Consider the following 21,630-nt stretch of genomic DNA (forward strand, 5'->3'; position numbering starts at 1 on the left):
GGCCGTGACCCGCCCACCCCGCCCGCCTGCCGGCATCTTCGTGGTGAACCTGCTCCCCGTCGCAGTGGGCGTGATCGCCATCCTGCTGAGCCTCAGCTTCTTCAGTCAGGTCGCCCCCAGCCTGCTGGCGATCACGCTCGCCATCATCGTCGCCACCGCCCTGAACCCGGTCGCGCGGCGACTGGAACGCTGGATGCCGCGCGCCGCCGCCGGCACCCTGACCGTCCTGCTGGTCGTCGCGGTGATCGGCGTGGCCCTGTTCCTGGCCGTGCCGCCCATCGCCGCTCAGCTGGGCAGCATCGGCACGAGCACCTTCGACCTCAGCCGCGTCGAGCCGAAACTGAACGCCTGGCTGCGCGCCCACCCACAGCTGGACGCCATGCTGCCCGCCGACATCTTCGACCGCGCCCAGTCACAGCTGAGCCGGCTGGGCAGCCGCGCGGCCGAGATGCTTCCCAGCGTCCTGTCCCTGATCCTGGGTGGCGTCTTCACCGGGCTGGTCACCCTGGTCATGGTCGTGTACGTGCTCGGCAACCCCGTGCCGCTCGTGAACGGCGTGCTGGGCGCCGTGCCCCCCAGGCACCGGCTGGCCGCCACCTACGCCCTGGCGCAGATCCTCAAGCAGACCGGCGCGTGGGGCCGCGCCACGCTCCTCGTGATGCTCGTCACGGGCAGCTGCACCGCGCTGGGCTTCTACCTGCTGGGCGTGCAGAACTGGCTGGTCTTTGGCCTGCTCGCCGCGCTGGGCGAACTGGTGCCCACCATCGGTCCCATCGTGGCGACCATCCCGCCCGTGCTGTTCACCCTGGCCGACGACCCCCAGAAGGCCGTCTGGGTCGCCGTGTTCGTCCTGGTGTTCCAGCAGGTCAGCGGCTTCGCGCTGAGCCCCCTGCTGGTCGGGGGCGCGGGCAACCTGCACCCCCTGAGCGTCATCGTGGGCGTCGTGCTGTTCGGCGGCGTCTTCGGACTGGTCGGCGCTTTCCTGACCGTCCCGTTCCTGATCGTCATCAAGGCCATCTACCAGCACTTCTACCTGCGCGAAGCCCCGGACATCCCCGACGCGGTCGCCATGGCCCTGATCAGCGGCGTCGTCGAAGACCAGCTCGAACGCGAGGAAGAGGCGAGAGAGGCCGTGCGCAGGGCCCGCGCCGAGGTGCAGGAAGCCGAACTCGAACGCCAGCTCGAGGACGGCGAACTGGACCTGGAAGCCGCGCTGACCGCCGACGTCACCCCCCCCGACACCGGACCGGAAGCGCGTCCGGACGGCGACCCGGACGACCCCGCAGGTGGGCGGCGCCCGTAAGGGTCCCGCATCTGCTAGAATCTACGTTTGGGTGTCCCGCCCACGCGACGTGCGGCGGGCTTTTTCATGCCTACGAGAGCAGAAGGCCGCCGGCGCGCGAGCAGCGCAGAGGGCCAACCGCTCCGACAACAAGGGAGCTGAATCACATGGAATACCGCAACATCGCCATTATCGCCCACGTCGACCACGGCAAGACCACGCTCGTCGACGGCCTGCTCAAGCAGACCCTGAAACTCGGCCACGGTGAGGAAATCGCCGAGCGCGCCATGGACAGCAACGACCTCGAACGCGAGCGCGGCATCACCATCCTCGCGAAGAACACCGCCGTCGAGTACAACGGCGTGAAGATCAACATCGTCGACACCCCCGGCCACGCCGACTTCGGCGGCGAGGTCGAGCGCGTCCTCGGCATGGTCGACGGCTGCCTGGTGCTCGTGGACGCCGCCGAAGGCCCCATGCCCCAGACCCGCTTCGTGCTGCGCAAGGCCATCGAACTGGGCCTCAAGCCCATCGTGGTCATCAACAAGATCGACCGCAACGACGCCCGCCCCGAAGAGGTCGTGAACCTCACCTTCGACCTGATGGCCGAACTCGGCGCGAACGACGACCAGCTGGACTTCCCGATCCTGTACGCCATCGCCCGCGACGGCAAGGCGTTCAAGGACCTGAACGAGCCCAAAGAGGACATGCACGAACTGTTCGACATGGTCCTCGAGCACATCCCAGCGCCGAAGGTCGACCTGGACGCCCCGTTCCAGATGCTCGTCACGAACCTCGACTACAACGAGTACCTGGGCCGCATCGTGCTGGGCCGCGTCAACCGCGGCACCGTCAAGAAGGGCGAATTCGTCCAGCTGATGCACAAAGACGGCACCATGACCAAGACGAGGGTCGTGCAGCCCTTCACCCACATGGGCCTGCGCCGCATCGAGATCGACCAGGTGGGCGCCGGTGACATCGTGGCCCTGGCGGGCATCGAGGACGCCCAGATCGGTGAGACCGTCGCCGACCTCGCCGACCCCGAGGCGCTGCCCATCATCACCGTGGACGAACCCACCGTGAGCATGATCTTCCAGCCGAACACCAGCCCGTTTGCCGGCAAGGAAGGCAAGTACGTCACCAGCCGTCACATCAACGACCGCCTCAAGCGCGAAGTGATGACCAACGTGTCCCTGAAGGTCGAGGAGATCCGCCCCGACGAGTTCAAGGTCAGCGGCCGCGGCGAACTGCACCTCTCGATCCTGCTGGAAACCATGCGCCGCGAAGGCTACGAAGTGCAGGTCGGCGCGCCCCAGGTCATCATCCGCGAGATCGACGGCGAGAAGCACGAGCCCATCGAGCACCTCGTGATCGACGTGCCCGAGCAGCACTCCAGCACCGTCATCGGCGTCCTCGGCGCCCGCAAGGGCCAGATGGTGAACATGGAACCCCAGGGCACCCGCACCCGCGTGGAATTCAAGATCCCCAGCCGCGCCCTGTTCGGCTTCCGCACCCAGTTCCTGAGCATGACCCAGGGCGAAGGCATCATGAGCCACATCTTCGACGGGTACGCCCCGTGGGCCGGTGACCTCAAGACCCGCCAGAACGGCTCCCTGGTCAGCATGGAAGACGGCGTCGCCTTCGCCTACTCCATCTGGAAGCTCCAGGATCGCGGCAGCTTCTTCATCGACGCCGGCCAGGACGTGTACGTCGGCATGATCGTCGGCGAGAACGCCCGCGAGCAGGACATGAACGTGAACGTCTGCAAGAACAAGAAGCTCACGAACGTCCGCTCCAGCGGTGCCGACGAGGCCCTGACCCTGATCCCCCCCAAGCGCATGAGCCTGGAAGACGCCCTGGAGTACATCAGCGAGGACGAACTCGTCGAGCTGACCCCCCAGAGCATCCGCCTGCGCAAGAAGATCCTCAACCCCAGCTTCCGCAAGTAAACTCCGGAACGCGCCGCGCCCCCTCCCTTCCCGGAGGGGGCGCGGCCTTTGGTCTTGTCCCGGCGCTCACCGCCCTCACGACCTGCGCGCCCTACACTCGGAGCATCCAGCGTGACCAGGAGGTGCCCTCCGTGAACTCCACCACCGTCCCCCGCTCCCGCCCGTTGCTCCTGGCCGCCCTGACGCTCGCCGCCCTGACCCTTGCAACGCTGCTGAGCGCCTGCTCGCTGGGCCGCGACGACCGCTCGGCCGAGGCCACCCAGGCGGCCGCCAACGCGACGCTCCGCGACGCCATGACCGCCAGTGCCCGCGCCCTGCAGGGCACCGACCTGAAGGCCGACGCCCGCTGGTTCACCTGTCCGGGCGGCATCGGATCGCGCTACAGCGGCGGCGGCGTCATGACCTCACCCCAGGGCGACCGGACAGACCAGCTGGCCGCCATCCGGGGCGCCGTCCTGGCCGCCGGATTCCAGGACGCGACGCAGGTCGACGGGCACGTCACCGCCCAGCGGGACGACGTGAGTGTGGACATCCGGTTCCGCCTGCCCGACGGGTCATGGACGTTCAGCGTCCTCACCCGCTGCCACACCTACGGCGGGAAGGACCGGGCGCGCGTGACGTCCGGCGACCGCCACGTCATCCTGCCCTGAGCTCAGCCCCGGTGTGCGTGCGTGAGGACCGCCTGGAAGGTCATGCAGCGGTGCCATTCGGCCTGCGGATGCCACTGACCGGCAGCCGGATCGAACAGGCCTCCCGGTTCGGCTGCCGCCAGCTGAAGGCCGGTTCCGGTCAGCAGCAGGCTCAGATCCTGCGGGGAGTAGCAGCGCAGCGACTGCGTGTGCGCGACCCCGTCCTGCCCGGTGTACGTGTCCGTCATGCGGCAGCCGGGCGCGTCGAAGCCGTACGCCTGCGTGTAGGTCTCGGTGCGGCGGGTGAAGCCCGCATGCCGCGCCCAGTACCACGGCGTGTACACGTCCAGCACCGCGTGCCCGCCCGGTGCGAGCCACCCGGCGACCCGGCGCATCAGCTGCCGCTGCTCGTCGTCCGTACCGATACCGAACCCGTCCCAGTACACGATCAGGTCGAACGGGCCGGTCAGGTCGGCGGTGTAGAAGCTCTCCTGCACGACCTCCAGCGGGACGCCGCGCTGCCGGGCCAGCTCCCGGGCGTGCCCGGCCGCCGAGGCGCGCAGCTCCAGCGCGGTGACGGCCAGCCCGGACTGCGCCGCCGTCACCGCGAACTGACCCCCACCCGCCCCGAGTTCCAGCAGCGTGGAAGCCTGCGGGAACTGCGCGCGCAGCCTCCGCACCTGCCCGGCATGACTGGGATGCGGCTCGGCGGAGTAACACCCGGTCAGGGCCTCCTGAACGTCGTAAAAGGGCGCGGCCCACGAAGAGGACGGTGAATGCGGCATGGTTGACCTCCCAGGTCAGACGGGACGGATGTGGATTCGGGCCGTATGGGGCGGGTTCAACGCAGGCGCATCAGGGCACGCTCCATGGGATCGGGTCAGGCTACCCTGGCCGCTGACCCGCGCACATGCGCCATCCGGCAGAGGGTCTCCGGAGTAGGCTGCGGGGGATGCGAGCGCTGTCCCTGCTCCTGTCCCTGCTGGGCGGCGCGTCCGCACAGGTGGCTCCGCTGGTCACGGCCCGGCAGCAGACCCTGGCCCTGACCCAGCAGCATGATCGGCAGTTTCCCGGCCACCGCTGTACCAGTGGCGGTCAGGCGGACTGGCATACCGAGATCGTGGTGTTCCCGACCGGTCGCGCCGACCGCGTGTACACCTTCTCTTATGGTGTGGCGTCCGCGTATCAGCTCGCCGGACACCGCACGCGCCTCGTGTGGTGTGCCGAGGCTGTGGGGGCCCCCGAAGGGTGGACACCCACCACGCCACTGGCACGCGCGCTGGCCTTTCCGCTGCGCACCACCGCCGGAGCGGTACCCGCTGAGCGGGGCGGTCTGGACGTGATCTCCAGCGTGGCGGGGCAGGTGCTCTTCACCCGCCTGGACGGGACGGGACGCCGGGTGTGCCAGCGGGCCACCCCGCCAGATGAGACCCTGCGCACGGCTTTTCAATTCGGCGCCCGCGACCACTGCCCGTGAGGCCGTCCGTCGCGGGCGTCACTGGTAAGCGTCAGTCGCCCAGCACCGTCAGGCCCAGCAGGGCGGGGTTGGCGTTGCCGCCCGCGCTCACCAGGGTCACCGAGCGGATGACCTGATCGGGCCTGGGATTCACCCATTCGAGGACGGGCACGGCGACGTTCAGGCCCTCGCCGGTCACGCCGTTCCAGCCTGGGGCGGGGATCATGCTGGTGGGCGCGGTGTCGGTCCAGGCGCGGATGTGCCGCCCGTACTCCAGCGGCTGCGTGACGCGGCTGCCGTCGGCGTACTCGATCTCGTACTGACCGACCTTCTCGCGGTTGGTCGCGGCGGGCCAGCCGGTGACGTGCAGGAACGCCAGGGCGCGGGCCTTGCGGTTCAGGTCCACCGTGGCGCGCTCGGGCAGGGCCTTGACGCTGGCGCGGCTGCCGCGCGGCATCACGGCGCCCCGGACGTCGAACAGGTACGCGCCCAGGCGCTGCACGCCGCCCCTGAGGTTCCGCAGGTCGATGTCCCGGCCCTTGCCGATCCAGCCGCTGCCGTCCTCGTCCGCCAGGGCGCGCGTGACGACGGGGGAGAGGTCCACCGTGGCGCCGCTCTCGGCGCGGTAGGGGGTGGGCTGGTAGAGGTCGCGGTAGCGGAGTTCGGCGTCCTTCACGGGCGGCGCGGCCGGGTTCCAGAAGGCGCCCGCCGCGCGCACGAACGGCGTGCCCTGGTCGGCGTTCCCGTCCCAGATGCTGGGGTTCCCGAAGTATCCCGTCCAGCGGGTCTGGATCATGCCCTGCGCGCCGATCCTCGCGGCAGCCTGCGCGTGGCCTTCGGCGTTGCCCGGGTCGGACCAGCTGGCCCCGAAGGTCGGGAAGCCCAGTTTCTGGATGGTGTCCAGCATGCCGAAGCTGTTCCCCGGCGCGTAGTTCCAGTACGCCACCTGCAGGTCCTTCGGCAGGCGGGCGGGCAGCGTGCCGATCACCGCGTCGGCGAAGGCGGTGTCGTGCCAGATCATGCTGCCTACGCCCAGTCCCTTGAGGTAATCGTGGAGTTTCACCACGTCGTTCACGAACAGCGTCTCAAAGCCCACCGCCTTCCCGTTCTCGCGGGCGGGGAAGCGGTCGCGGTTGCGGACCTCGTCGTGCCCCAGGTGAATGACCTTCGGCCCGAAGACCTCCACCGCCTCCTTCAGGACAGGCAGGATCACGCGGTCGTACGTGGCGGGGTTGAGGGTGTCGTACGCCCAGAGGTTCTGGCTGTCCGGGTCCTGCCGCAGGTCGAGGTTCTTCCCGCCGTAGAACATCCAGCCCACGTGCGACAGCGTCTCGATCAGGGGGATGACCTCCAGGCCGTAGCTGCGGGCCAGTTCCGCCACGCGTTTCGCCTCGGCCTTGCTGGCCCCGCCGGGGTGCGCGAAGCCCCCCGCCTTGGCCGTGTCCCACTGCACGTAGTTGCTCATGACGAGCACCGCGTTGTACTTCAGGGCGGCCAGCATGGGAATCAGGGCGTCGTTCACGCCCCTGCTGTACTGGTCGAGGTAGATCATCGCCACGCGCTGGCGCAGGGCGGGCGCGTCGGTGATGCGGGCGTAGCGCAGTCCGGCGGGCGTCAGGAGCTGCCGCAGCGTCTGCGCGCCCAGGTACGCGCCGCGCGCGTCCGCGCCCACCACGAACGCCCCGCCGTCGTCCACCCACAGCGCGTAGGCTTCCGCGCCGCCCGGCGTCAGGCCCGCCGCCTTCGCGCGGGCGGCCAGCTCGGCGTCGGCCAACGTGCCGATCACGATGCCCCTGGCCCCGGCTGCGGCGTCGCCGAGTGTCAGGCCCAGTCGCGTCTGCCACTCGGCGCGCAGGTCACGCGCGGCCCAGCCCAGCTCCGGTGCGCTGCCCACCACGCGCACACCCAGCCCGCTCAGGGGCAGCGTGCCGTTCGGGAAGGTGGCCGCCTTCGGCTGCGGGACGAGCGCCGCGAAGGGCGTCTGCACGCGCGCCTCCGCCGCCGGGGTGAGGGTCACGGGCGTCGCCGCCGCGCCCAGGCTCAGGCTGATCATCAGGGCCCCCAGGCCCATCATTCGCTGCTTCATGTGTCCTCCGACAGGGCAAGGAGGCGGGCGCCACCAGTCCGCGCGCCGCCTCCCGCTCCCTGCACCTCGATTACAGGCTGGCGTTCCAGGCCTTCACGATGTCGTCCAGCGCCTGCTTGGCGCTCTTCTGCCCGGCCATCGCGGCCTCGATGTTGTCCTTGAAGACCTTGTTCAGTTTGCTGGCGTCCGGGTACACCAGCGTCAGGTCCTTGGCGCGCTTGAGTTCCGTGGACGCCACGAGGCGGCCCTGGCTGACGGCGTCCGCGCCGCCCTGCTTGAAGAACTTGTCGGTGCTGGCCTTCACGGTGCTGGGGAAGGTCGTCTTCGTGACCTTGCTGAACTGCAGCTGGTTCACGTCGTTCGTGAGGAACAGCGCGAGCTTCTGCGCCAGCGCCTTGTCGCGCACGCCCTTGGGCACCATGAAGCCCATCAGGCCGGTGTGGATGACGTTCCCGGCGATGTTGATCGGGTACGGCGCGACCTTCGTCTGGTCGAAGATGGCCTTGTTGTCGTTCTGCACGCGCAGGATGAACTGCGGCCCCGTGATCAGCATGCCCAGCTTGCCGGCCGAGTACAGCTCGGTGGCGGCCGTGAAGCCCCGGCGCATGGTGTCCTCGGGGATGTAGCCCTTCTTGTACAGGTCCACGTACGTCTGGAGCAGCTTGACGTGCTCGGCGCTGTTGAACACGGCCTTGCTGCCGCTCTTGTCCAGGATGGGCAGCCCCGCCTCCTGGAACATGTACAGCATGTTGATCCCGTTGATGTTCGGCATGAAGCCGTACATGCCGGTCTTGTCCTTGATCTGCTTGGCGGCGGCGATCAGCGTCTGGATGGTGCGGGGCGGGTTGGCAGGGTCCAGGCCGGCCTTGCGGAAGATCTCGGTGTTGTACGCCACGACCTTCGGCGACCAGTACCACGGCACGCCCATGACCTTCCCGTCGTACGTGAAGGTGTTCAGGGGGCTGGCGAAGTACAGTTTCTTCTGCGCGGCGCTCAGGTCGAGCGGCTCAATGGCGCCCTGCTGGACCAGTTTCACGGTCATGTCGCTGCTGAGGTTCACGGCGGCGGGCGGGCGACCGGCGGCCACGGACGCGAGCAGTTTCTGCTCCATGGCGGTGGCGGGCACGTCCACCCACTTGAGTTCCACGGTCGGGTTTTCCTTCTCGAACTGCGCGACCAGGCGGTTCATCTCGTCGTTGAACAGCGGCGCGAGGCTGATCGTCCAGAATTCCAGCTGGGTCTTCTGCGCGTGGGCGGCCCCGCCGAGCATCGCGGCGGTGATCAGGGTGGTGAGGACGCGGTGTTTCATGCTTGAACTCCTGGGGTGAGGGACGCCGGGCGGCGCTGGGAGGACTCCGGCGGGGGAACTTGAGAAGGATGTGCGCCGAATGTAGCGGTTTTCGGCTCCCCACGTCTGAGAACCTGAGCGACCCGCTCTCACCCCACGGTCAGCTTGCCGGGTCAGTGGCCGTCCCGAGCGCCTGCGAGAACCAGCGCGTCACGTGATCCGGCCGCGTGATCGCGCTGCCCACCACCACCGCGTGCGCGCCGCTCGCCAGCGCCTGCGCGGCCAGCTCCGGGGTGTTCAGGCGACCCTCCGCGATGAACGGCCGCCCCGCCCCGGCCAGCGCCCGCATCAGCTCGAAATCCGGCTCGAGCTGCTGCGGACTGTGCGGCGTATACCCGCTCATGGTCGTGCCCACGATGTCGGCACCCGCCGCGTAGGCCGCGCGGGCCTCGGCCAGCGTGCTCACGTCCGCCATCGCCAGCGCCCCGCAGGCGTGCGCCTCGGCGATCAGCTCCGCCACCGCGTAGGGGCGGGGCAGGTCCGTCCCGTCGAACGCCACGACGTCCGCCCCCGCCTGGGCCACCGCCCGCACCTCCTGCGGTGTCGCCGTGATGTACACCGGCGAGCCCGGCTGCGCCTGCTTCGTCAGGCCGATGACCGGCACGTCCGTCAGCGCCCGCACCGCCCGGATATCCTCCGGGCTGCGCAGCCGCAGGCCGCGCGCGCCGCCCAGCAGCGCCGCGCGGCTCATGGCCGCGATGATCCCCGTCTCCCGCATGGGACTGCCCTCGTCGGCCTGCACGCTCACGATCAGGGCGCCCCGCAGGCGCGATAGCACGTCATTCACGCCGCCCAGGGTAGCGGACCGGCGCGGCGAACTGGTGCACGCCACCTCCGGCGGCGCCGCCGGTCGCGCTGGCGTACCCTGGACGGCGTGAGCCCAACCCTGCATAGCCTCCAGTCCAGCGGCGCGCTGGTGATGGTGGACATCCCCGGCCCCACCCTGGACGACGACACGGCCGCCCACCTGCGGCGGCGCGGGATCCGCAGCGTGTGCCTGTTCCGCAAGAACGTGGAATCCGAGGCGCAGCTGCGCCGGCTCTGCGCGGACCTGCGCGCCGTGATGGGCGAGCACGCCCTGATCGCGCTCGATCACGAGGGCGGCGCGATCCTGCGCCCGCTGTTCTGGCCGTTCGCGCCCAGCGCCATGAACCAGGGCGCGGCGGGGGACGAGGCGCTGACCGAGGAGGTGAATGCCGCCCTGGCGCGGCAGCTGCGCAGCGTGGGGATCAACTGGAACTTCGCGCCCGTGCTGGACGTGAACGTGAACCCCGCCAACCCCGTGATCGGCGAGCGGGCCTACGGCGCGGACGTGGGCGTGGTGACCCGCATGGGCGGCGCGGCGCTGGCGGGGCACGACCGCGCGGGCGTGGCGGCCTGCGTGAAGCACTTCCCCGGGCACGGGGACACCAGCCTGGACAGCCACCTGGCCCTGCCGCGCGTGGACAAGCCGCGCGTGGCGCTGGACGCCGGGGAGTTCGCGCCGTTCCGGGCCCTCCTGCCGCGCACGCCGGCCATGATGACCGCGCACATCATCTACCCGGCGCTGGACCCGGACCGCCCCGCCACGCTGTCGCGCGCGGTGCTGACCGGGCTGCTGCGCGAGGAATGGGGGTACGACGGCGTGATCGTCACCGACTCCATGGGCATGAAGGCCATCGACGACCATTACGGCCGGGGTGAGGCGGGCGTCATGGCCCTCCAGGCGGGCACCGATCTGGTGATGGCGCTGGGCCGCCGCGAGGCGCAGGACGCCACCCTGGACGCCATTCAGGCCGCGCTGGACCGGGGCACGCTGGACGCCGGGCAGATGCAGGCCAGCGTGCGCCGTCTGGAGGCCCTGGCCGCGCGGTACCCGGCGCAGGCCGACCCGGCGCTGAACGCCAGGGACGACGCGGCGCTCCTGGCGGACGCCTGGGCGCGCGGCCTGAGCGCGTACCGCAGCCCGGTGGCCCCCACGCCCGGCTCGCGGGTGCTGCTCGTCGCGCAGGCGCGGGTGCCGCGCGAGAACGTCAGCGAGGCCAGCGTGGACGCCCAGACGCTCGCGGCCGAACTGCGCGGCGTGTACGACGTGCAGCTGCATGCCTTCGAGGACCCGGCGGAGCTGGACTGGGCGTCGCTGCGCGCGCAGGGGCTGCCGGTGATCCTGGCGACCACCTCGCGCCACCGCCACGCCGCGCTGCGCGGCGCCCGGCCCGACCTGCACCTCGCGCTGTACAACCCCTACGCCGCGCTGGACGTGGACGCCCCCGCGCTGGTCACCTACGGATTCCAGCCCGAGGCGCGCCGGGCAGTGCTGACCTGGCTGCGCGGGGAGCGACGCGCGACCGGCACGCTGCCCTTCTCCGGGTAGGCCGCACGGGTCAGAACGCCTCGAACTGGACGGAGTCCACGAGCATGTACACCGTGCCCGTCGTGGCCAGGCCGCCCCACCCGGCGCTGTTCGTGGGCCACACGTTGAGCATGATGTGCGCGGGCTGCTGCGGCACGTCCTTGGTGGTCTCCCAGACCCTGACGCCGTTCAGGAAGTAGGTGATGCGGTCGGGGCGCCACTCGTAGGTCAGGGTCTGGAAGGTCTGCCCGAAATTCACGCCGGTCGGCAGCGCGCCGGCGTCCTTGCTGCTCAGCGTGTTCCACACGGCGGCGTTCAGGGTCCTGGGGCGGTTGCCCTCGATTTCCAGGTCGATCTCGGTGGCGCTGTTGTCCACGTAGCTGAACGCCCCGCTGACGTTGCCGCTGAGCACCTTGCCGCTCCTGCTGGGGCTGGCGCTGGTGCTCGCCGCGCGGAACCGGTAGGTGTAGCGGCCGAACCCGAAGGTCTGGGCGCTCTTCACCTCGGCGGCGCGGGCGCACAGGCCGGCCGCGCAGGTCTGCACGTTCAGGGTGAGCAGCAGGTGGCCGCCCCTTACGCTGACCAGGGCCGGGTCGAAGGTGCCGGTCAGGCCGGGCTGCTGCCAGAAGCCACCCCAGCTGGACTTGATCCAGCGCGCGCCGTCGAGCGTGTCGAAGGTCTCGCTCCAGGTGACGCTGGCAGGGTTCAGGGTGACGCCGGTGGCCTCGGGTCTGGAGAGCCCGCTGCAGGCGACGAGGCTCAGGCCGAGCAGGGCGGTGCAGACGGTTCGTGCGGTGATCATGGTGGTTCTCCCTCTGGTGGCCCGGCGGACCCAGGGGGTTCCGTGGCTTTGCGTCCCCGTCTTGCGGCGGGTTTGCCCTGAGCATCGGGATGCTCGACTGCACTGTGAGTTTCTCCTGAATTCTCCTTCAAACGTCTTACATGAATGCCGCTGCGGGCTGGACAGGACAGTCTGCACACCTGTCCTGGGGTGCGCCGCCCAAGGAACAGGGGCGGATCAGCGGCGCGTGCGGACGCAGCGGCGGAACGCGTCCAGTGCCGCCTGGCTGGTCGTCAGGCGCCAGTCCACCCGGCCGTCTTTGAGGTGAAACCAGAAGGCCCGGCGGATCTGCCCGAAGCCCGGCAGCGCGGCGCACATCTCGCGGATCCAGGCGGCCTTGCTGCCCCCCTGCTCCACGCTCGCCAGTTCGCCCAGCTGCACGGGTTTGGTGCCCGCCACGCGCTTGAGTTCACGGTACGACGGGGCGAAGGTGTCCCGGAAACTCAGCCAGCGGTTCCAGGGGTTGGTGCTGCCCCAGTTGTAGCCGTCCAGGCCGACCTCGTGCACCCACTCGCCGCCCGGGTACAGCGCGCGGTACGAGCTGGGCATGCCGGGGTAGAGGATGTTGGGCGTCCAGACCCAGCGGACCGGGGCCCCCTCGGCGCGGAAGACGTTCACGATCCGCCGCCAGGCGCGCACGAAATCGGCCGGGGTGTTGCGGGCGGAGAGCTGGTACGCGCCCCAGTTGCCGTTCATCTCGGGCGCGAACGTGATCCGCAGGGGCACGCCTTCACGGCGGACATCGCGGGCGAACTGCCGCAGGTACGCGTCGTGCCGCCCGGCGGCAATCTCCCGGTACGGCACGCCGCGCACGCCGGCCGACGTGCGCGTCCGGGGCTGCCAGGACAGCTCCAGTTCGCGGTTCAGGCCGGTCAGGGTGCGGGCGTAGGCGCGGTTGTAGGGGGCGTCCCAGTCCTGAAACCAGCGGATGGCCCGGAAGGTGCAGCCCGCCTTGCGTTCCACGGCCTGCAACACGGCGGGGCTGTCCACGGTGAGCCCGAAGATCCCGCAGCTGGCCGCGCTGGCGTGGGAGCCGCTCCAGAGACTGCCCAGGAGGACGGTCAGCAGCAGGCGTCTCATGGGCGGCGCACTCGCCGGGGCGCCGGACCGGGGGGGACAGGGGTGGACGGGCACTGGGGAGTCGACATGCTGGCTGGATGATGGCAGCGTTCCGGCCGGCGCGCTGCGGTGCCCCCGGTCCGGCCCCCCTTCCCTGTAGAACAGCTAAACGTTAAACGACTGCGCGATAGAGCAGTTGTTCACAGTGCGTCAGCGTATGACGCCTAGCCTGTGACGGACAGGGCGCGCCCGGATGACTCCATCCTACGCCCCTGCATGCCGGGAGGCGCCGATTCCCGTTTTTGATCCGGTCACCTTACGGAACGGGAGGAGCCAGTGGTGAGACCGCCCCGACGGAGGCCTCACCATGTCCAATCCAGTCTTCCTGCCGTCCACCCTGCTCGGGTGGGTGCTGCTCATCGTCGTCAGCCTGCTCCTCGTCAAGGCCGTCCTCACCGTCACCCTGGCACTGGCGCACGCCCGCACCCAGCGCCGCCGCGCCCGGCGCCTCGACCGCCTCCCGGTGCCCGGGGCCAGTGTCATGATCGCCGCCTACAACGAGGAGGTCGGCATCGCCGACACCCTGCGCTCCGTGCTGGGGCAGCGCGGCCTGGAGGTGCAGGTCATCGTGGTGGACGACGGCTCGACCGACCGCACCGCCCAGATCGCCGCCGAATTCGCCGCGCAGGACCCCCGCGTGCTCGTGCTGCGTCAACCCAACGGCGGGAAGGTCAGCGCCCTGAACCTCGCGGCCGATCACCTGCGCCACCCGGTGGCGGTCAGCGTGGACGCCGACTCGGCCCTGGCCCCCGGCACCCTGGCGGCGCTGGCCCGGCACTTCCACGACCCGCAGGTGGGCGCCGTGGCCGGCGACGTGCGCGTCGCGGGTCCGGTCACGTCCCTCACGCAGATGCAGAACCTCGAATACAGCGTCGGGCAGCAGATGGAAAAGCGCGCCCAGGACATGCTGGGCGCCGTGAGTGTCGTGCCGGGCGCCGCCGGGGCGTTCCGCAGCGAGCTGATCCGGCGCCTGCGCTACAGCCACGACACCATCACCGAGGACATGGATCTGACCGTCGCCATCGCCGCCGCCGGGTACGACGTGCGCTTCGAGCCGGCCGCCCTGAGCTTCACGGAACCCCCGGTCGACCTGCGCAACCTGTGGCGCCAGCGTCTGCGCTGGATGTACGGCAGCTTCCAGGTGATGGGCAAGTACCGCCACCTGCTCCTGAGCCGCCAGGGCGGCCGCCTGGGCTGGCTGACCCTGCCTTACGTGCTCCTCTACGGCCTGACCCTGGGCGGCGCGGGCCCGCTGTTCGACGTGGCAGCCCTCGCGCTCCTGACGCACCACGCCGCTGACGCGCTGCGGCCCCTGCTGCTGAACCTCGGGACGGAGGTGGCCGTGGCCGCCGCCGCGCTGCTCCTCGGGCGGCAGTCCCTGCGGCCCCTGCTGATCACGCCCACGCAGCGCCTGTTCCTGCGGCCCTTCGTGTCGCTGGTCCTGGTGATGACCTGCGTGACCTTCCTGCGCCGCCGCAACGTGCAGTGGAACAAGCTGCCCCGCGTGGGCCTGCACCTGCCCGGCGCCCCCCGCCCCGGCGCCCAGCGGCAGTCCGGCCGCGCGCCCCAGGCGGGTGACTGATGCGCCGCGCGCTGTGGGCCCTGCTGGGCGGCGGCGTGCTCGCGTCCGCCGTGCCCGCTGCGCCCGCGCCGGAGGTCCTCGCCCAGCGTACCGTCACGCAGGCGGCCCGCACCCTCGCCGGGCAGGCGGCGGGAGAGGTCCACGCCACCGTGCAGCTCGTCCGGCAGGGGGACGTCCTGCAGGCCCGCGCCAGCCTGACGGGGACCCTGACCGGGCCCGCCGTGGCCAACGGCACCCTGCGCCTCGTGGACGGGGACGGCCAGGAACTGACCCGCAGCAACCCGCGTCAGCTCGCCCCGCTGCGCGCCGGGCAGCCGGCTGAACTCGTCACCCCGACCACCAGGGCCACCGGCGAGGCGCCGTGTGTGGAGGCTCAGCTCACCGTCTGGAGTGGGGCCCAGGCACCCGGACAGGACGCGGCGGCTCCGCGTGGGCCGGAGCTTCGCCCCACGGTGTTCGCGCTGCGCCTCTGTCCGCCCTGAGCGCCTGTCGGCCCCAGGTGGTCCGGCCCGGGCGACGGGGCCCGGCACCGGTGGCCCGCGCGAGGCCGGCGCTGAGCCTCCCCTCAGGCCGACCCATTCACGTCCGGGTGAGCTTCAGCGCTCCCAGGGCCACGCGCCCGGCGCGGCGGCCACACCCAGGGCGCGCGGGCCGACGTGGACACTCAGGACCGGGTTCACACCGGTCCGGTCGGCCCACACGATCGGGTGACGCGCCGCGAGCTGAGAGAGGGCCGCGTCGGCGTCCTCGGGATGATCGCCGAACAGCAGGCCCACCCGCAGCGGCGTGCCTTCACCGAAACGGCGGGTGACCTGCTCGGTCAGCGCCTGGATCGCGCCCTTGTACGAGCGGGCGCGCGCGGCGTTCGTGTACGTCCCGGCCGCCTTGTCCACCATCACGACCGGTTTGAGGTTCAGCAGGCCGCCGACCGCCGCCTGCACGCGCCCGATCCGGCCGCCCCGGCGCAGGTATTCCAGCGTCTCGATCGTGAAGTACAGTTCGGTCTCGGCGTGGACGGCGCGCAGCCACTCGCGGGCCTGCTCGGTACTCAGGCCGCGCTCGGCTGCCGTGACAGCGGCGTGCACCTGGAAGGCCATCGCGGCGCTGAGGGTACCGCTGTCGTGCAGCGTCACGCGCGGTGCTCCCGGCCCGGCCAGCAGCTGCCGCGCCTGATCGGCGGAGTTGTGGCTGCCGCTCAGGCCCGCGCTGGTCGTGACCGCCAGCACCTCGGCCGTGCCCGGGGTCTGCATGGCGCTCATCCAGTCCTGCGGGGTAGGCTGGGCGCTCGTGGGGTGGGTGGGGTTCGTCTGGAGCTGCCGGTACAGCTCCTCACGCGTGATGTCGGTCATGCGGTAGGAGGTGCTGCCGAAGTTCACGGCGAAGGGCGCGACCGGCACGTCGTTGCGCAGGGTGGGGTAGACGTCCAGGCCGCCGTCGGTGACGACGCCGAAGGTAGGGGCGCTCACCGCAGCTCCGTGCCGTTCATGGTCTCGATGAGTTTCAGGGCGGCGGTGTGGTCTTCCTGCGCGCCCACGGCGCGCTGCGCGCCGCGCAGCAGGGCCGCCACCTGCGCCAGTACCGGCGCGCTGCCCTGCACGCTCTGCGTGAGGTCCACGGCGATCCCGGCGTCCTTGGCGAGCAGGCCCAGCGCGAAGGTGGCGGGGAACTCGCGGGTCAGGACGCGCTGCGGGATCAGGTTCTCGCTGGCGTTGCTGCGGCCACTGCTGGCGTTGATGACGTCCAGCGCCGCGCCCAGGTTCACGCCCGCGCGGCCCAGCACGGCCAGTCCCTCGCCGGTGGCCCAGAGGGTCACGCCCAGCAGGGCGTTGTTCACGGCCTTCACCGCGAAGCCTGCGCCAGTGCCGCCCACGTGCACGACCTTGCCCGCGAAGGCCAGGTGGGGCCGCGCGGTCTCCAGCGCGGCGGCGTCGCCGCCCACCATGACGGTCAGGCGGCCCTGCTGCGCGCCGACCGTGCCGCCGCTGACCGGGGCGTCCAGGAAGGTGACGCCGCGCGCGGCCAGCTCGGCGGCCTGCCGCGTGGCGGCGTCCGGGTGCCCGCTGGTGCAGTCCACCCAGGTCGCGCCGGAGCGCAGGTGGGGGCGCATCCGGCCCATGACCTCGTCCACCTCGGCGCTGGTGGGCAGGCAGGTGAAGATCACGTCGGCCGCCGCCACCTCTTCCAGCGTGGCGGCTTGCGTGCCGTGCGCGCGGGCGTGCGCCTCGGCCTTGGCCGCCGTGCGGTTCCAGACCAGGACGCGGTGTCCGTGCGCGCGGGCGTGGGGGGCGAGGTGCGCGGCCATCGGGTCACCCATGGCGCCCAGGCCCAGGAAGGCAAGAGTGGTCATCACCGTTCAGCGTAGAGGGAACCGGGAGACGCACCGCGAAAACTGGACCCGGTGCAAAAACAGGCCGGGCCGCCGGTCACGAGAGGTGCGCGTTCACCGTCGCCTCGCTCAGCGCCCACAGGCGCAGGGCCGTGCCGTCATCCTGCGCCTGCGGGGCGGGCGTGGTCTCGCGGGACTCGCTGAAGTACCGCCCCGACACCTTGACCGGATCGGCGGCGAGGTGGATGGTCGTCTGCGCGCCCTGCTCGGGCGTGATCGCGAAGCGGTCCACGAGGCGGTAGGCGCGGCTGACCCACCCGCCGTTGTTGTGCGCGAAGCCCGTGGCGACCATGCCCGGGTGCAGGCTGTTGCTCTGGATGCCCTGTTCGCGCCGCGCGAGTTCCCGCGCGAACAGGATGTTCGCCAGCTTGCTCTGCGAGTACGCCGCCCACCCGCCGTAGCCCCGGCGGAACTCCGGGTCGTCCAGACGCACGCGGCCCATCATGTGCGCGGCGGACGCGACCGTCACGACCCGGGGGGCGTGCCCGGCGCGCAGCAGGGGCAGCAGGTCGCGGGTCAGCAGGAACGGCGAGAGGTGGTTGAGCGCCCAGGTCTGCTCGATGCCCTCGCGGGTCTCCTGCCGGGTCGTGAAGAACGCCCCGGCGTTGTTGATCAGGACGTCCAGCCCCTCGCCGCGCGCCGTGAACTCCTGCGCGGCCCGCCGCACCTGCGCCAGTTCGCTCAGGTCGGCCAGCAGCGTGGCCTGCGCGCCGATCTCACGGGCGACCTGCGCGGTCTTGTCCGGGTTGCGGCCCACGATGGTCACGTGCGCGCCGCGCGTCACGAGTTCGCGGGCGGTGATCAGGCCGATTCCACCGGTCGCCCCGGTGATCAGGACGCGGCGGCCGTGCATGCTGTTCGTCATGCGCCCAGGATAGAGGCACGGGGCGGCCGGGAACGGCGTGCCGGACGACAGTGGAGCCGTCACCGGCGCGCGCCGGGACTCAGGCGGGGCAGGCCAGGAAAGAGAGGCCTCGCTCTGGGAGTCCGGCCTCTCGCGCTGCGGACTTCACTCGGCCCGCGTATTCACTTGTGCGCTGGTGACCATAGTGTATGCCGCGCGGGGTCACAGGAGTGTCACATCGGCCTGAAGCCGGCCTTCACGCTCGGAGTTCATGAAGGCCACTCGGCGGTGCCCTGCAGTCCGGCCTGCACGAAGCGGTCCAGGGTCTCGGCCAGCGTGGCGGTCTGCGCCCCGGTCAGGTTCGCGGTGATCGCGTGGGTGGCGGTCGCCTGGAGCAGCAGGGTCAGGCAGGTGAGCAGGTACGGCACGCGCGTGCGCCCCGCCGGGGGGTCACGTGCTGGTGCAGGCGCCGTTCGAGGTCGTGGAAGACGGCCAGCCGCCGCTCGGTGAAGGCCGGGCCGCTGCCGCTCTGGAGCAGGGTCAGCAGGGGCCGCTCCTGGATGAGCTGCGAGAGGATGGTGGCGAACGGGCGCGGCTGGGCGTGCAGGTCGCGCAGCAGCGGCGCGAGCCGCTCCTCGAACTCGCCCAGGCGCAGGTCGAGCAGTTCGCCCAGGATGTCGGCGGTCGAGGTGAAGTAGGCGTACACGGTGGGCCGCGAGATGTTCAGGTGCGCGGCGATGTCGCCCATGCTGATCGCCTCGAACCCCTGGCGGGTGAAGAGCAGTTCGCTGCCGTCGAGAATCTGCTGCCTCCGGTCGGCGGAGGGCAGGCGGCGCCGGGGCGTGGGGGAGGCGGGGACACTCATGGCGCCAGTCTAGCAAATTGCTGACAGATTGTCACTTGACAGAGTGTCGGCAAAGGCGGATGCTGTGGGCATGACCACCGCACGCTGAGCCGTGCGCCGCGAGGCCAGGCGCTCAGCGCGCCGCCCCAGTCCACCTGTCCCAGAGGTACCCATGACCCAACCCCGCCCCCCCCGCCCCAGCCTGCGCGAGAGCTACCGCGCCCTGACGCCCGCCGAACGCGGCCTGTGGCGCTACCCCATCATGTGGGCCGCCGCGCTGGCCTTCCTCTTCATTCCCATCACCTACGTCGGCGTGTACCTCATGAGCGTCTGGGACCCCGCCGGCAACCTCGACCAGCTGCCCGCCGCGCTCGTGAACCTCGACCGGGGCACCGTCTCACGCGGCGAGACGGTCAACGTGGGCCGCGACCTCGTCAAGGAACTGCGGGACGACCCCCCGGTGGACTTCCGCACCTACCCCAGCGTGGCCGCCGCCCAGCAGGCCGTCCGCGACGGCGAGGTGTACTTCGCCCTGACCATCCCCGCCGACTTCAGCCAGAAGGCCGTGGCAGGCAGCAGCGCCCAGCACGGACTGCTTCAGCTGTACCGCGCGCCGGGCCTGAACTACTACGCCAGCACCGTCGCCGACCGCGTGGCGGGCACCATCGCCACCAACCTGAACGCCAAGCTCGGTGAGAACCGCTGGGACGTCGTGCAGACCAGCCTGAAAGACGTGCAGGACGGTTTTGCGGACATCCGCGACGCCACCCGAAAGCTCGCCGACGGCGCCCAGCGCCTCACCGACGGCACCCGCAAGCTGAACACCGGCGCGGGCGACCTCCAGACCGGTGCGGGCACACTCGCCGGCGGCGCGGACAAGCTCGCCGGCGGCGCCGGGACCCTCAGCGGCGGCGTCACCCGCCTGACCGGCGGCGTCAGCCAGCTGAGCAGCGGCCTGCGCCAGCTGGAACAGGCCGCCCCAGGCAAGCAGCAGCTGCAACCCCTGCGCGACGGCGCCGCGAAATTGACCGCCGGCGCGACCAGTCTGAGGGGCGGCCTGAACAAACTCGCCGCCGGGGGCGACCAGCTCGCCGCCGGCGCCGCGAAACTGGGCGCCGGGGCCACCCAGGTCGCGGGCGGCAACGCCCAGCTCGCCACGCAACTCCCGCAGCTGGCGGGCGGTCTCGGCGACCTGAACAAGGGAGCCCAGCAGCTCAGCGGCGGCGCCGCGCAGCTGCGCACTGGCGTCGCCAGTGGCCTGAAACCCGCCGTGGACGGCGCCGCGCAGCTCCAGGCGGGCGCCCAGAAACTCAGCGGCGGCCTCGGGCAGGCCCGCGTGGGGGCGCAGAAGGCCGCCGACGGCGCCGGACAGCTCGCCGCCGGACTGCCGAAACTGGGCAGCAGCCTCGGCCAGCTCCAGACCGGGGCGCAGACCCTCGCCGGGGGCGCCGGGCAGCTGAGCACCGCCGTGAAGGGCACGCCCGCTGCCCCCGGCGCGGCCAGCCTCCAGACCGGCGCCACGCAGCTCGCAGGCGGACTGGGTCAGGCGCAGGCGGCCGCGCAGACCGCCAGCAGCGGCGCCCAGGCCCTCGCCACGCAGCTGCCGGGCCTCGTGACCGGCCTGGGTGACCTCCAGACCGGCGCGAACCAATTGCAGGCGGGTGCCGACAAGTTACAGGCGGGCCTGACCAGCGGCAGCAGGAGCCTTCAGGACGGCGCCGCGCAGGTGCAGAGCGGCGCGCAGAAACTCGCGCAGGGCGCTGCCAGCGCCCAGGCCGGGGCGCAGAAGGCCGTGACCGGCGCGCAGCAGCTCGCGCAGGGCAGCAAGCAGGTGCAGACCGGCGCGCAGAGTCTCCAGAGTGGCGCCAGGACGCTGGCGGACAACACCCGCAAGGCCGCGCAGGGCGCCCAGAGCCTCGCCGGCGGCGCGAAGGATCTCCAGGCCGGCGTGAACACACTCGCCGACGGCAACGAGAAGATCAAGGGCGCGCTGGGCCAGATCACCACGAAACTCCCCGCGCAGAAGGACCTGAACAGTCTCAACAGTGGCGGCAAGACCCTCGCCAGCAGCGCCCGTCAGCTCGCGGACGGCGCCGCCCGCCTCGAGGACGGCACCCGCACCCTGAAAAACGGCGCGGGGGACCTGCTGGACGGCGCGCAGCAACTCACCGACGGCCTGAACGAACTGCACGACAAGGTCCCCGCCAGCATCGAGCAGCTGGGCGGCGACCCCACCGGCCTCGCCGAGAGCGTGCAGGTGCGCACCACCAACTTCGCGGACGTCCCCAACAACGGCAACGCCTTCGCGCCGTACTTCATCGCGCTGGCCCTGTGGGTGGGCGCCACCATGACCACCTTCATCTTCCCGTACCTGCTGCTCCCCGAGAGTGGCCGCCAGACCCGCCAGGCCGCCCGCGTGGCCCGCAAACTCACGCAGCCGCTGCTGATCGTGCTGGGGCAGGCACTGATCGTCGTGATCGGCGTGCGCCTGATGGGCGTGCAGTTCGGCAACCCCGCCCAGGTCCTCCTGACCACCGTCGCGGGCAGCGTGACCTTCCTGCTCGTGATCCTGGCCCTGAACCTCCTGATCGGGCCGGCCGGACGCATCCTGGCGCTCGTGCTGCTCATCGTGCAGCTCGCCGCGAGCGGCGGCAGCTACCCCGTGGAACTCAGCTCGCCGTTCTTCCAGGCACTCCACACCTTCATTCCCGTCACCGACGTCATCAACGCGCTGCGGCACGCCATGTTCGGCGCGTTCGAGGGCCAGTACTGGACGTTCATGGGCCGCATGGGTGCCGTGGCGCTCGTCAGCCTGATCGTGGCGCTGCTCAGCCGCCGCCGCTGGGTGTACACCGAGGACACCAACTTCCGCTCCCCGATCATCACCGACGTCGGCTGAACTGCCCCGCGGCATGGCCCCCACCTCCGACTG

General features: G+C 71.2%; 19 protein-coding genes and 2 riboswitches. Of the genes, 8 read left to right on the forward strand and 11 right to left on the reverse strand.

The genetic code is table 11. The features are described 5' to 3' along the window. Window positions 1–4 precede the first annotated feature (4 nt). The 3 genes from AUC44_RS06965 (at window position 5) to AUC44_RS06975 (ending at window position 3,881) form a co-directional block, all read left to right on the forward strand. Window positions 5–1,303, forward strand: a complete 1,299-nt coding sequence (locus tag AUC44_RS06965) for an AI-2E family transporter (protein ID WP_231724554.1) — start codon at window positions 5–7, stop codon at window positions 1,301–1,303. 146 nt (window positions 1,304–1,449) lie between these two features. Continuing rightward, entirely contained in the window at window positions 1,450–3,231 is a 1,782-nt protein-coding gene (gene typA, locus AUC44_RS06970) for a translational GTPase TypA (RefSeq protein WP_062157990.1), read from the forward strand. A 131-nt stretch (window positions 3,232–3,362) separates the two neighbouring features. Then, window positions 3,363–3,881 carry a hypothetical protein gene (locus AUC44_RS06975; protein WP_157445210.1) on the forward strand — a complete coding sequence of 173 codons (519 nt, stop codon included), beginning with the start codon at window positions 3,363–3,365 and terminating at the stop codon, window positions 3,879–3,881. A 2-nt stretch (window positions 3,882–3,883) separates the two neighbouring features. Here the strand turns inward: AUC44_RS06975 and AUC44_RS06980 are convergent, their stop codons facing one another. Then, a complete protein-coding gene (locus tag AUC44_RS06980) occupies window positions 3,884–4,645 on the reverse strand; it encodes an SAM-dependent methyltransferase (RefSeq protein ID WP_062157992.1) in 762 nt (253 codons plus the stop codon). A 167-nt stretch (window positions 4,646–4,812) separates the two neighbouring features. On the opposite strand from AUC44_RS06980, the gene AUC44_RS06985 reads away from it, so the two are divergent. Further along, entirely contained in the window at window positions 4,813–5,337 is a 525-nt protein-coding gene (locus AUC44_RS06985) for a hypothetical protein (protein ID WP_062157993.1), read from the forward strand. A 31-nt stretch (window positions 5,338–5,368) separates the two neighbouring features. Here AUC44_RS06985 and AUC44_RS06990 read toward each other — a convergent pair whose 3' ends face one another. The 3 genes from AUC44_RS06990 to AUC44_RS07000 all read right to left on the reverse strand — a co-directional run bounded on the left by AUC44_RS06990 (window position 5,369) and on the right by AUC44_RS07000 (window position 9,537). Next, window positions 5,369–7,402: a beta-N-acetylhexosaminidase gene (locus AUC44_RS06990; RefSeq protein WP_062157994.1), complete on the reverse strand. Its 2,034-nt coding sequence runs from the start codon at window positions 7,400–7,402 to the stop codon at window positions 5,369–5,371. Window positions 7,403–7,472: 70 nt separating this feature from the next. Continuing rightward, a complete protein-coding gene (locus tag AUC44_RS06995) occupies window positions 7,473–8,711 on the reverse strand; it encodes an ABC transporter substrate-binding protein (protein WP_062157995.1) in 1,239 nt (412 codons plus the stop codon). Window positions 8,712–8,850: 139 nt separating this feature from the next. Continuing rightward, window positions 8,851–9,537, reverse strand: coding sequence for an N-acetylmannosamine-6-phosphate 2-epimerase (locus tag AUC44_RS07000; RefSeq protein WP_062157996.1), 687 nt, complete (start codon window positions 9,535–9,537; stop codon window positions 8,851–8,853). 87 nt (window positions 9,538–9,624) lie between these two features. On the opposite strand from AUC44_RS07000, the gene nagZ reads away from it, so the two are divergent. Continuing rightward, entirely contained in the window at window positions 9,625–11,103 is a 1,479-nt protein-coding gene (nagZ, locus tag AUC44_RS07005; RefSeq protein ID WP_335338694.1) for a beta-N-acetylhexosaminidase, read from the forward strand. Between the two features lie 10 nt (window positions 11,104–11,113). On the opposite strand, the gene AUC44_RS07010 is transcribed toward nagZ, so the two are convergent. After that, complete coding sequence (locus AUC44_RS07010) at window positions 11,114–11,884, reverse strand: glycoside hydrolase family 16 protein (protein WP_062157997.1); 771 nt, start codon at window positions 11,882–11,884, stop codon at window positions 11,114–11,116. A gap of 12 nt (window positions 11,885–11,896) precedes the next feature. Next, window positions 11,897–11,971, reverse strand: a riboswitch (cyclic di-GMP riboswitch). 129 nt (window positions 11,972–12,100) lie between these two features. After that, the gene (locus AUC44_RS07015; protein ID WP_062157998.1) at window positions 12,101–13,003 is read right to left on the reverse strand and encodes a glycoside hydrolase family 26 protein; all 903 of its coding nucleotides are present in this window, start codon (window positions 13,001–13,003) and stop codon (window positions 12,101–12,103) included. Between the two features lie 252 nt (window positions 13,004–13,255). Next, a riboswitch (cyclic di-GMP riboswitch) is annotated at window positions 13,256–13,342 on the forward strand. A 7-nt stretch (window positions 13,343–13,349) separates the two neighbouring features. Between AUC44_RS07015 and AUC44_RS07020 the strand changes: the two genes are divergently transcribed. Together AUC44_RS07020 and AUC44_RS07025 are read left to right on the forward strand one after the other, a co-directional pair. Next, window positions 13,350–14,624: a glycosyltransferase family 2 protein gene (locus AUC44_RS07020; protein WP_062157999.1), complete on the forward strand. Its 1,275-nt coding sequence runs from the start codon at window positions 13,350–13,352 to the stop codon at window positions 14,622–14,624. Beyond that, the gene (locus tag AUC44_RS07025) at window positions 14,624–15,106 is read left to right on the forward strand and encodes a hypothetical protein (protein WP_062158000.1); all 483 of its coding nucleotides are present in this window, start codon (window positions 14,624–14,626) and stop codon (window positions 15,104–15,106) included. Before AUC44_RS07020 ends, AUC44_RS07025 begins: the two co-directional genes overlap by 1 nt. Window positions 15,107–15,220: 114 nt before the next feature. On the opposite strand, the gene AUC44_RS07030 is transcribed toward AUC44_RS07025, so the two are convergent. The 5 genes from AUC44_RS07030 to AUC44_RS07045 all read right to left on the reverse strand — a co-directional run bounded on the left by AUC44_RS07030 (window position 15,221) and on the right by AUC44_RS07045 (window position 18,719). Then, on the reverse strand, window positions 15,221–16,090 hold the full coding sequence (locus tag AUC44_RS07030) for a DegV family protein (RefSeq protein ID WP_062158001.1): 870 nt from the start codon (window positions 16,088–16,090) through the stop codon (window positions 15,221–15,223). Further along, window positions 16,087–16,974 carry an NAD(P)-dependent oxidoreductase gene (locus tag AUC44_RS07035; protein ID WP_417926367.1) on the reverse strand — a complete coding sequence of 296 codons (888 nt, stop codon included), beginning with the start codon at window positions 16,972–16,974 and terminating at the stop codon, window positions 16,087–16,089. Before AUC44_RS07035 ends, AUC44_RS07030 begins: the two co-directional genes overlap by 4 nt. Window positions 16,975–17,047: 73 nt before the next feature. Beyond that, window positions 17,048–17,875, reverse strand: a complete 828-nt coding sequence (locus tag AUC44_RS07040; protein ID WP_062158003.1) for an SDR family oxidoreductase — start codon at window positions 17,873–17,875, stop codon at window positions 17,048–17,050. 248 nt (window positions 17,876–18,123) lie between these two features. After that, window positions 18,124–18,282, reverse strand: coding sequence for a hypothetical protein (locus tag AUC44_RS16465; protein WP_157445212.1), 159 nt, complete (start codon window positions 18,280–18,282; stop codon window positions 18,124–18,126). Then, window positions 18,258–18,719, reverse strand: coding sequence for a TetR/AcrR family transcriptional regulator (locus AUC44_RS07045; protein WP_062158004.1), 462 nt, complete (start codon window positions 18,717–18,719; stop codon window positions 18,258–18,260). Before AUC44_RS07045 ends, AUC44_RS16465 begins: the two co-directional genes overlap by 25 nt. Window positions 18,720–18,870: 151 nt before the next feature. Between AUC44_RS07045 and AUC44_RS07050 the strand changes: the two genes are divergently transcribed. Next, complete coding sequence (locus AUC44_RS07050) at window positions 18,871–21,597, forward strand: YhgE/Pip domain-containing protein (protein WP_062158005.1); 2,727 nt, start codon at window positions 18,871–18,873, stop codon at window positions 21,595–21,597. The last annotated feature ends 33 nt before the right edge of the window (window positions 21,598–21,630 follow it).

The sequence above is a fragment of the Deinococcus actinosclerus genome (genome assembly GCF_001507665.1).
Classification (GTDB): domain Bacteria; phylum Deinococcota; class Deinococci; order Deinococcales; family Deinococcaceae; genus Deinococcus; species Deinococcus actinosclerus.

What these genes read in the sequence shown, in the direction of transcription:
- typA (WP_062157990.1), top strand. Translation starts at nt 1,450, where the DNA reads ATGGAATACCGCAACATCGCCATTATCGCCCACGTCGACCACGGCAAG.
- AUC44_RS06980 (WP_062157992.1), bottom strand. Translation starts at nt 4,645, where the DNA reads ATGCCGCATTCACCGTCCTCTTCGTGGGCCGCGCCCTTTTACGACGTT.
- AUC44_RS06985 (WP_062157993.1), top strand. Translation starts at nt 4,813, where the DNA reads ATGCGAGCGCTGTCCCTGCTCCTGTCCCTGCTGGGCGGCGCGTCCGCA.
- AUC44_RS06990 (WP_062157994.1), bottom strand. Translation starts at nt 7,402, where the DNA reads ATGAAGCAGCGAATGATGGGCCTGGGGGCCCTGATGATCAGCCTGAGC.
- AUC44_RS06995 (WP_062157995.1), bottom strand. Translation starts at nt 8,711, where the DNA reads ATGAAACACCGCGTCCTCACCACCCTGATCACCGCCGCGATGCTCGGC.
- AUC44_RS07010 (WP_062157997.1), bottom strand. Translation starts at nt 11,884, where the DNA reads ATGATCACCGCACGAACCGTCTGCACCGCCCTGCTCGGCCTGAGCCTC.
- AUC44_RS07015 (WP_062157998.1), bottom strand. Translation starts at nt 13,003, where the DNA reads ATGAGACGCCTGCTGCTGACCGTCCTCCTGGGCAGTCTCTGGAGCGGC.
- AUC44_RS07020 (WP_062157999.1), top strand. Translation starts at nt 13,350, where the DNA reads ATGTCCAATCCAGTCTTCCTGCCGTCCACCCTGCTCGGGTGGGTGCTG.
- AUC44_RS07025 (WP_062158000.1), top strand. Translation starts at nt 14,624, where the DNA reads ATGCGCCGCGCGCTGTGGGCCCTGCTGGGCGGCGGCGTGCTCGCGTCC.
- AUC44_RS07040 (WP_062158003.1), bottom strand. Translation starts at nt 17,875, where the DNA reads ATGACGAACAGCATGCACGGCCGCCGCGTCCTGATCACCGGGGCGACC.
- AUC44_RS07045 (WP_062158004.1), bottom strand. Translation starts at nt 18,719, where the DNA reads ATGAGTGTCCCCGCCTCCCCCACGCCCCGGCGCCGCCTGCCCTCCGCC.
- AUC44_RS07050 (WP_062158005.1), top strand. Translation starts at nt 18,871, where the DNA reads ATGACCCAACCCCGCCCCCCCCGCCCCAGCCTGCGCGAGAGCTACCGC.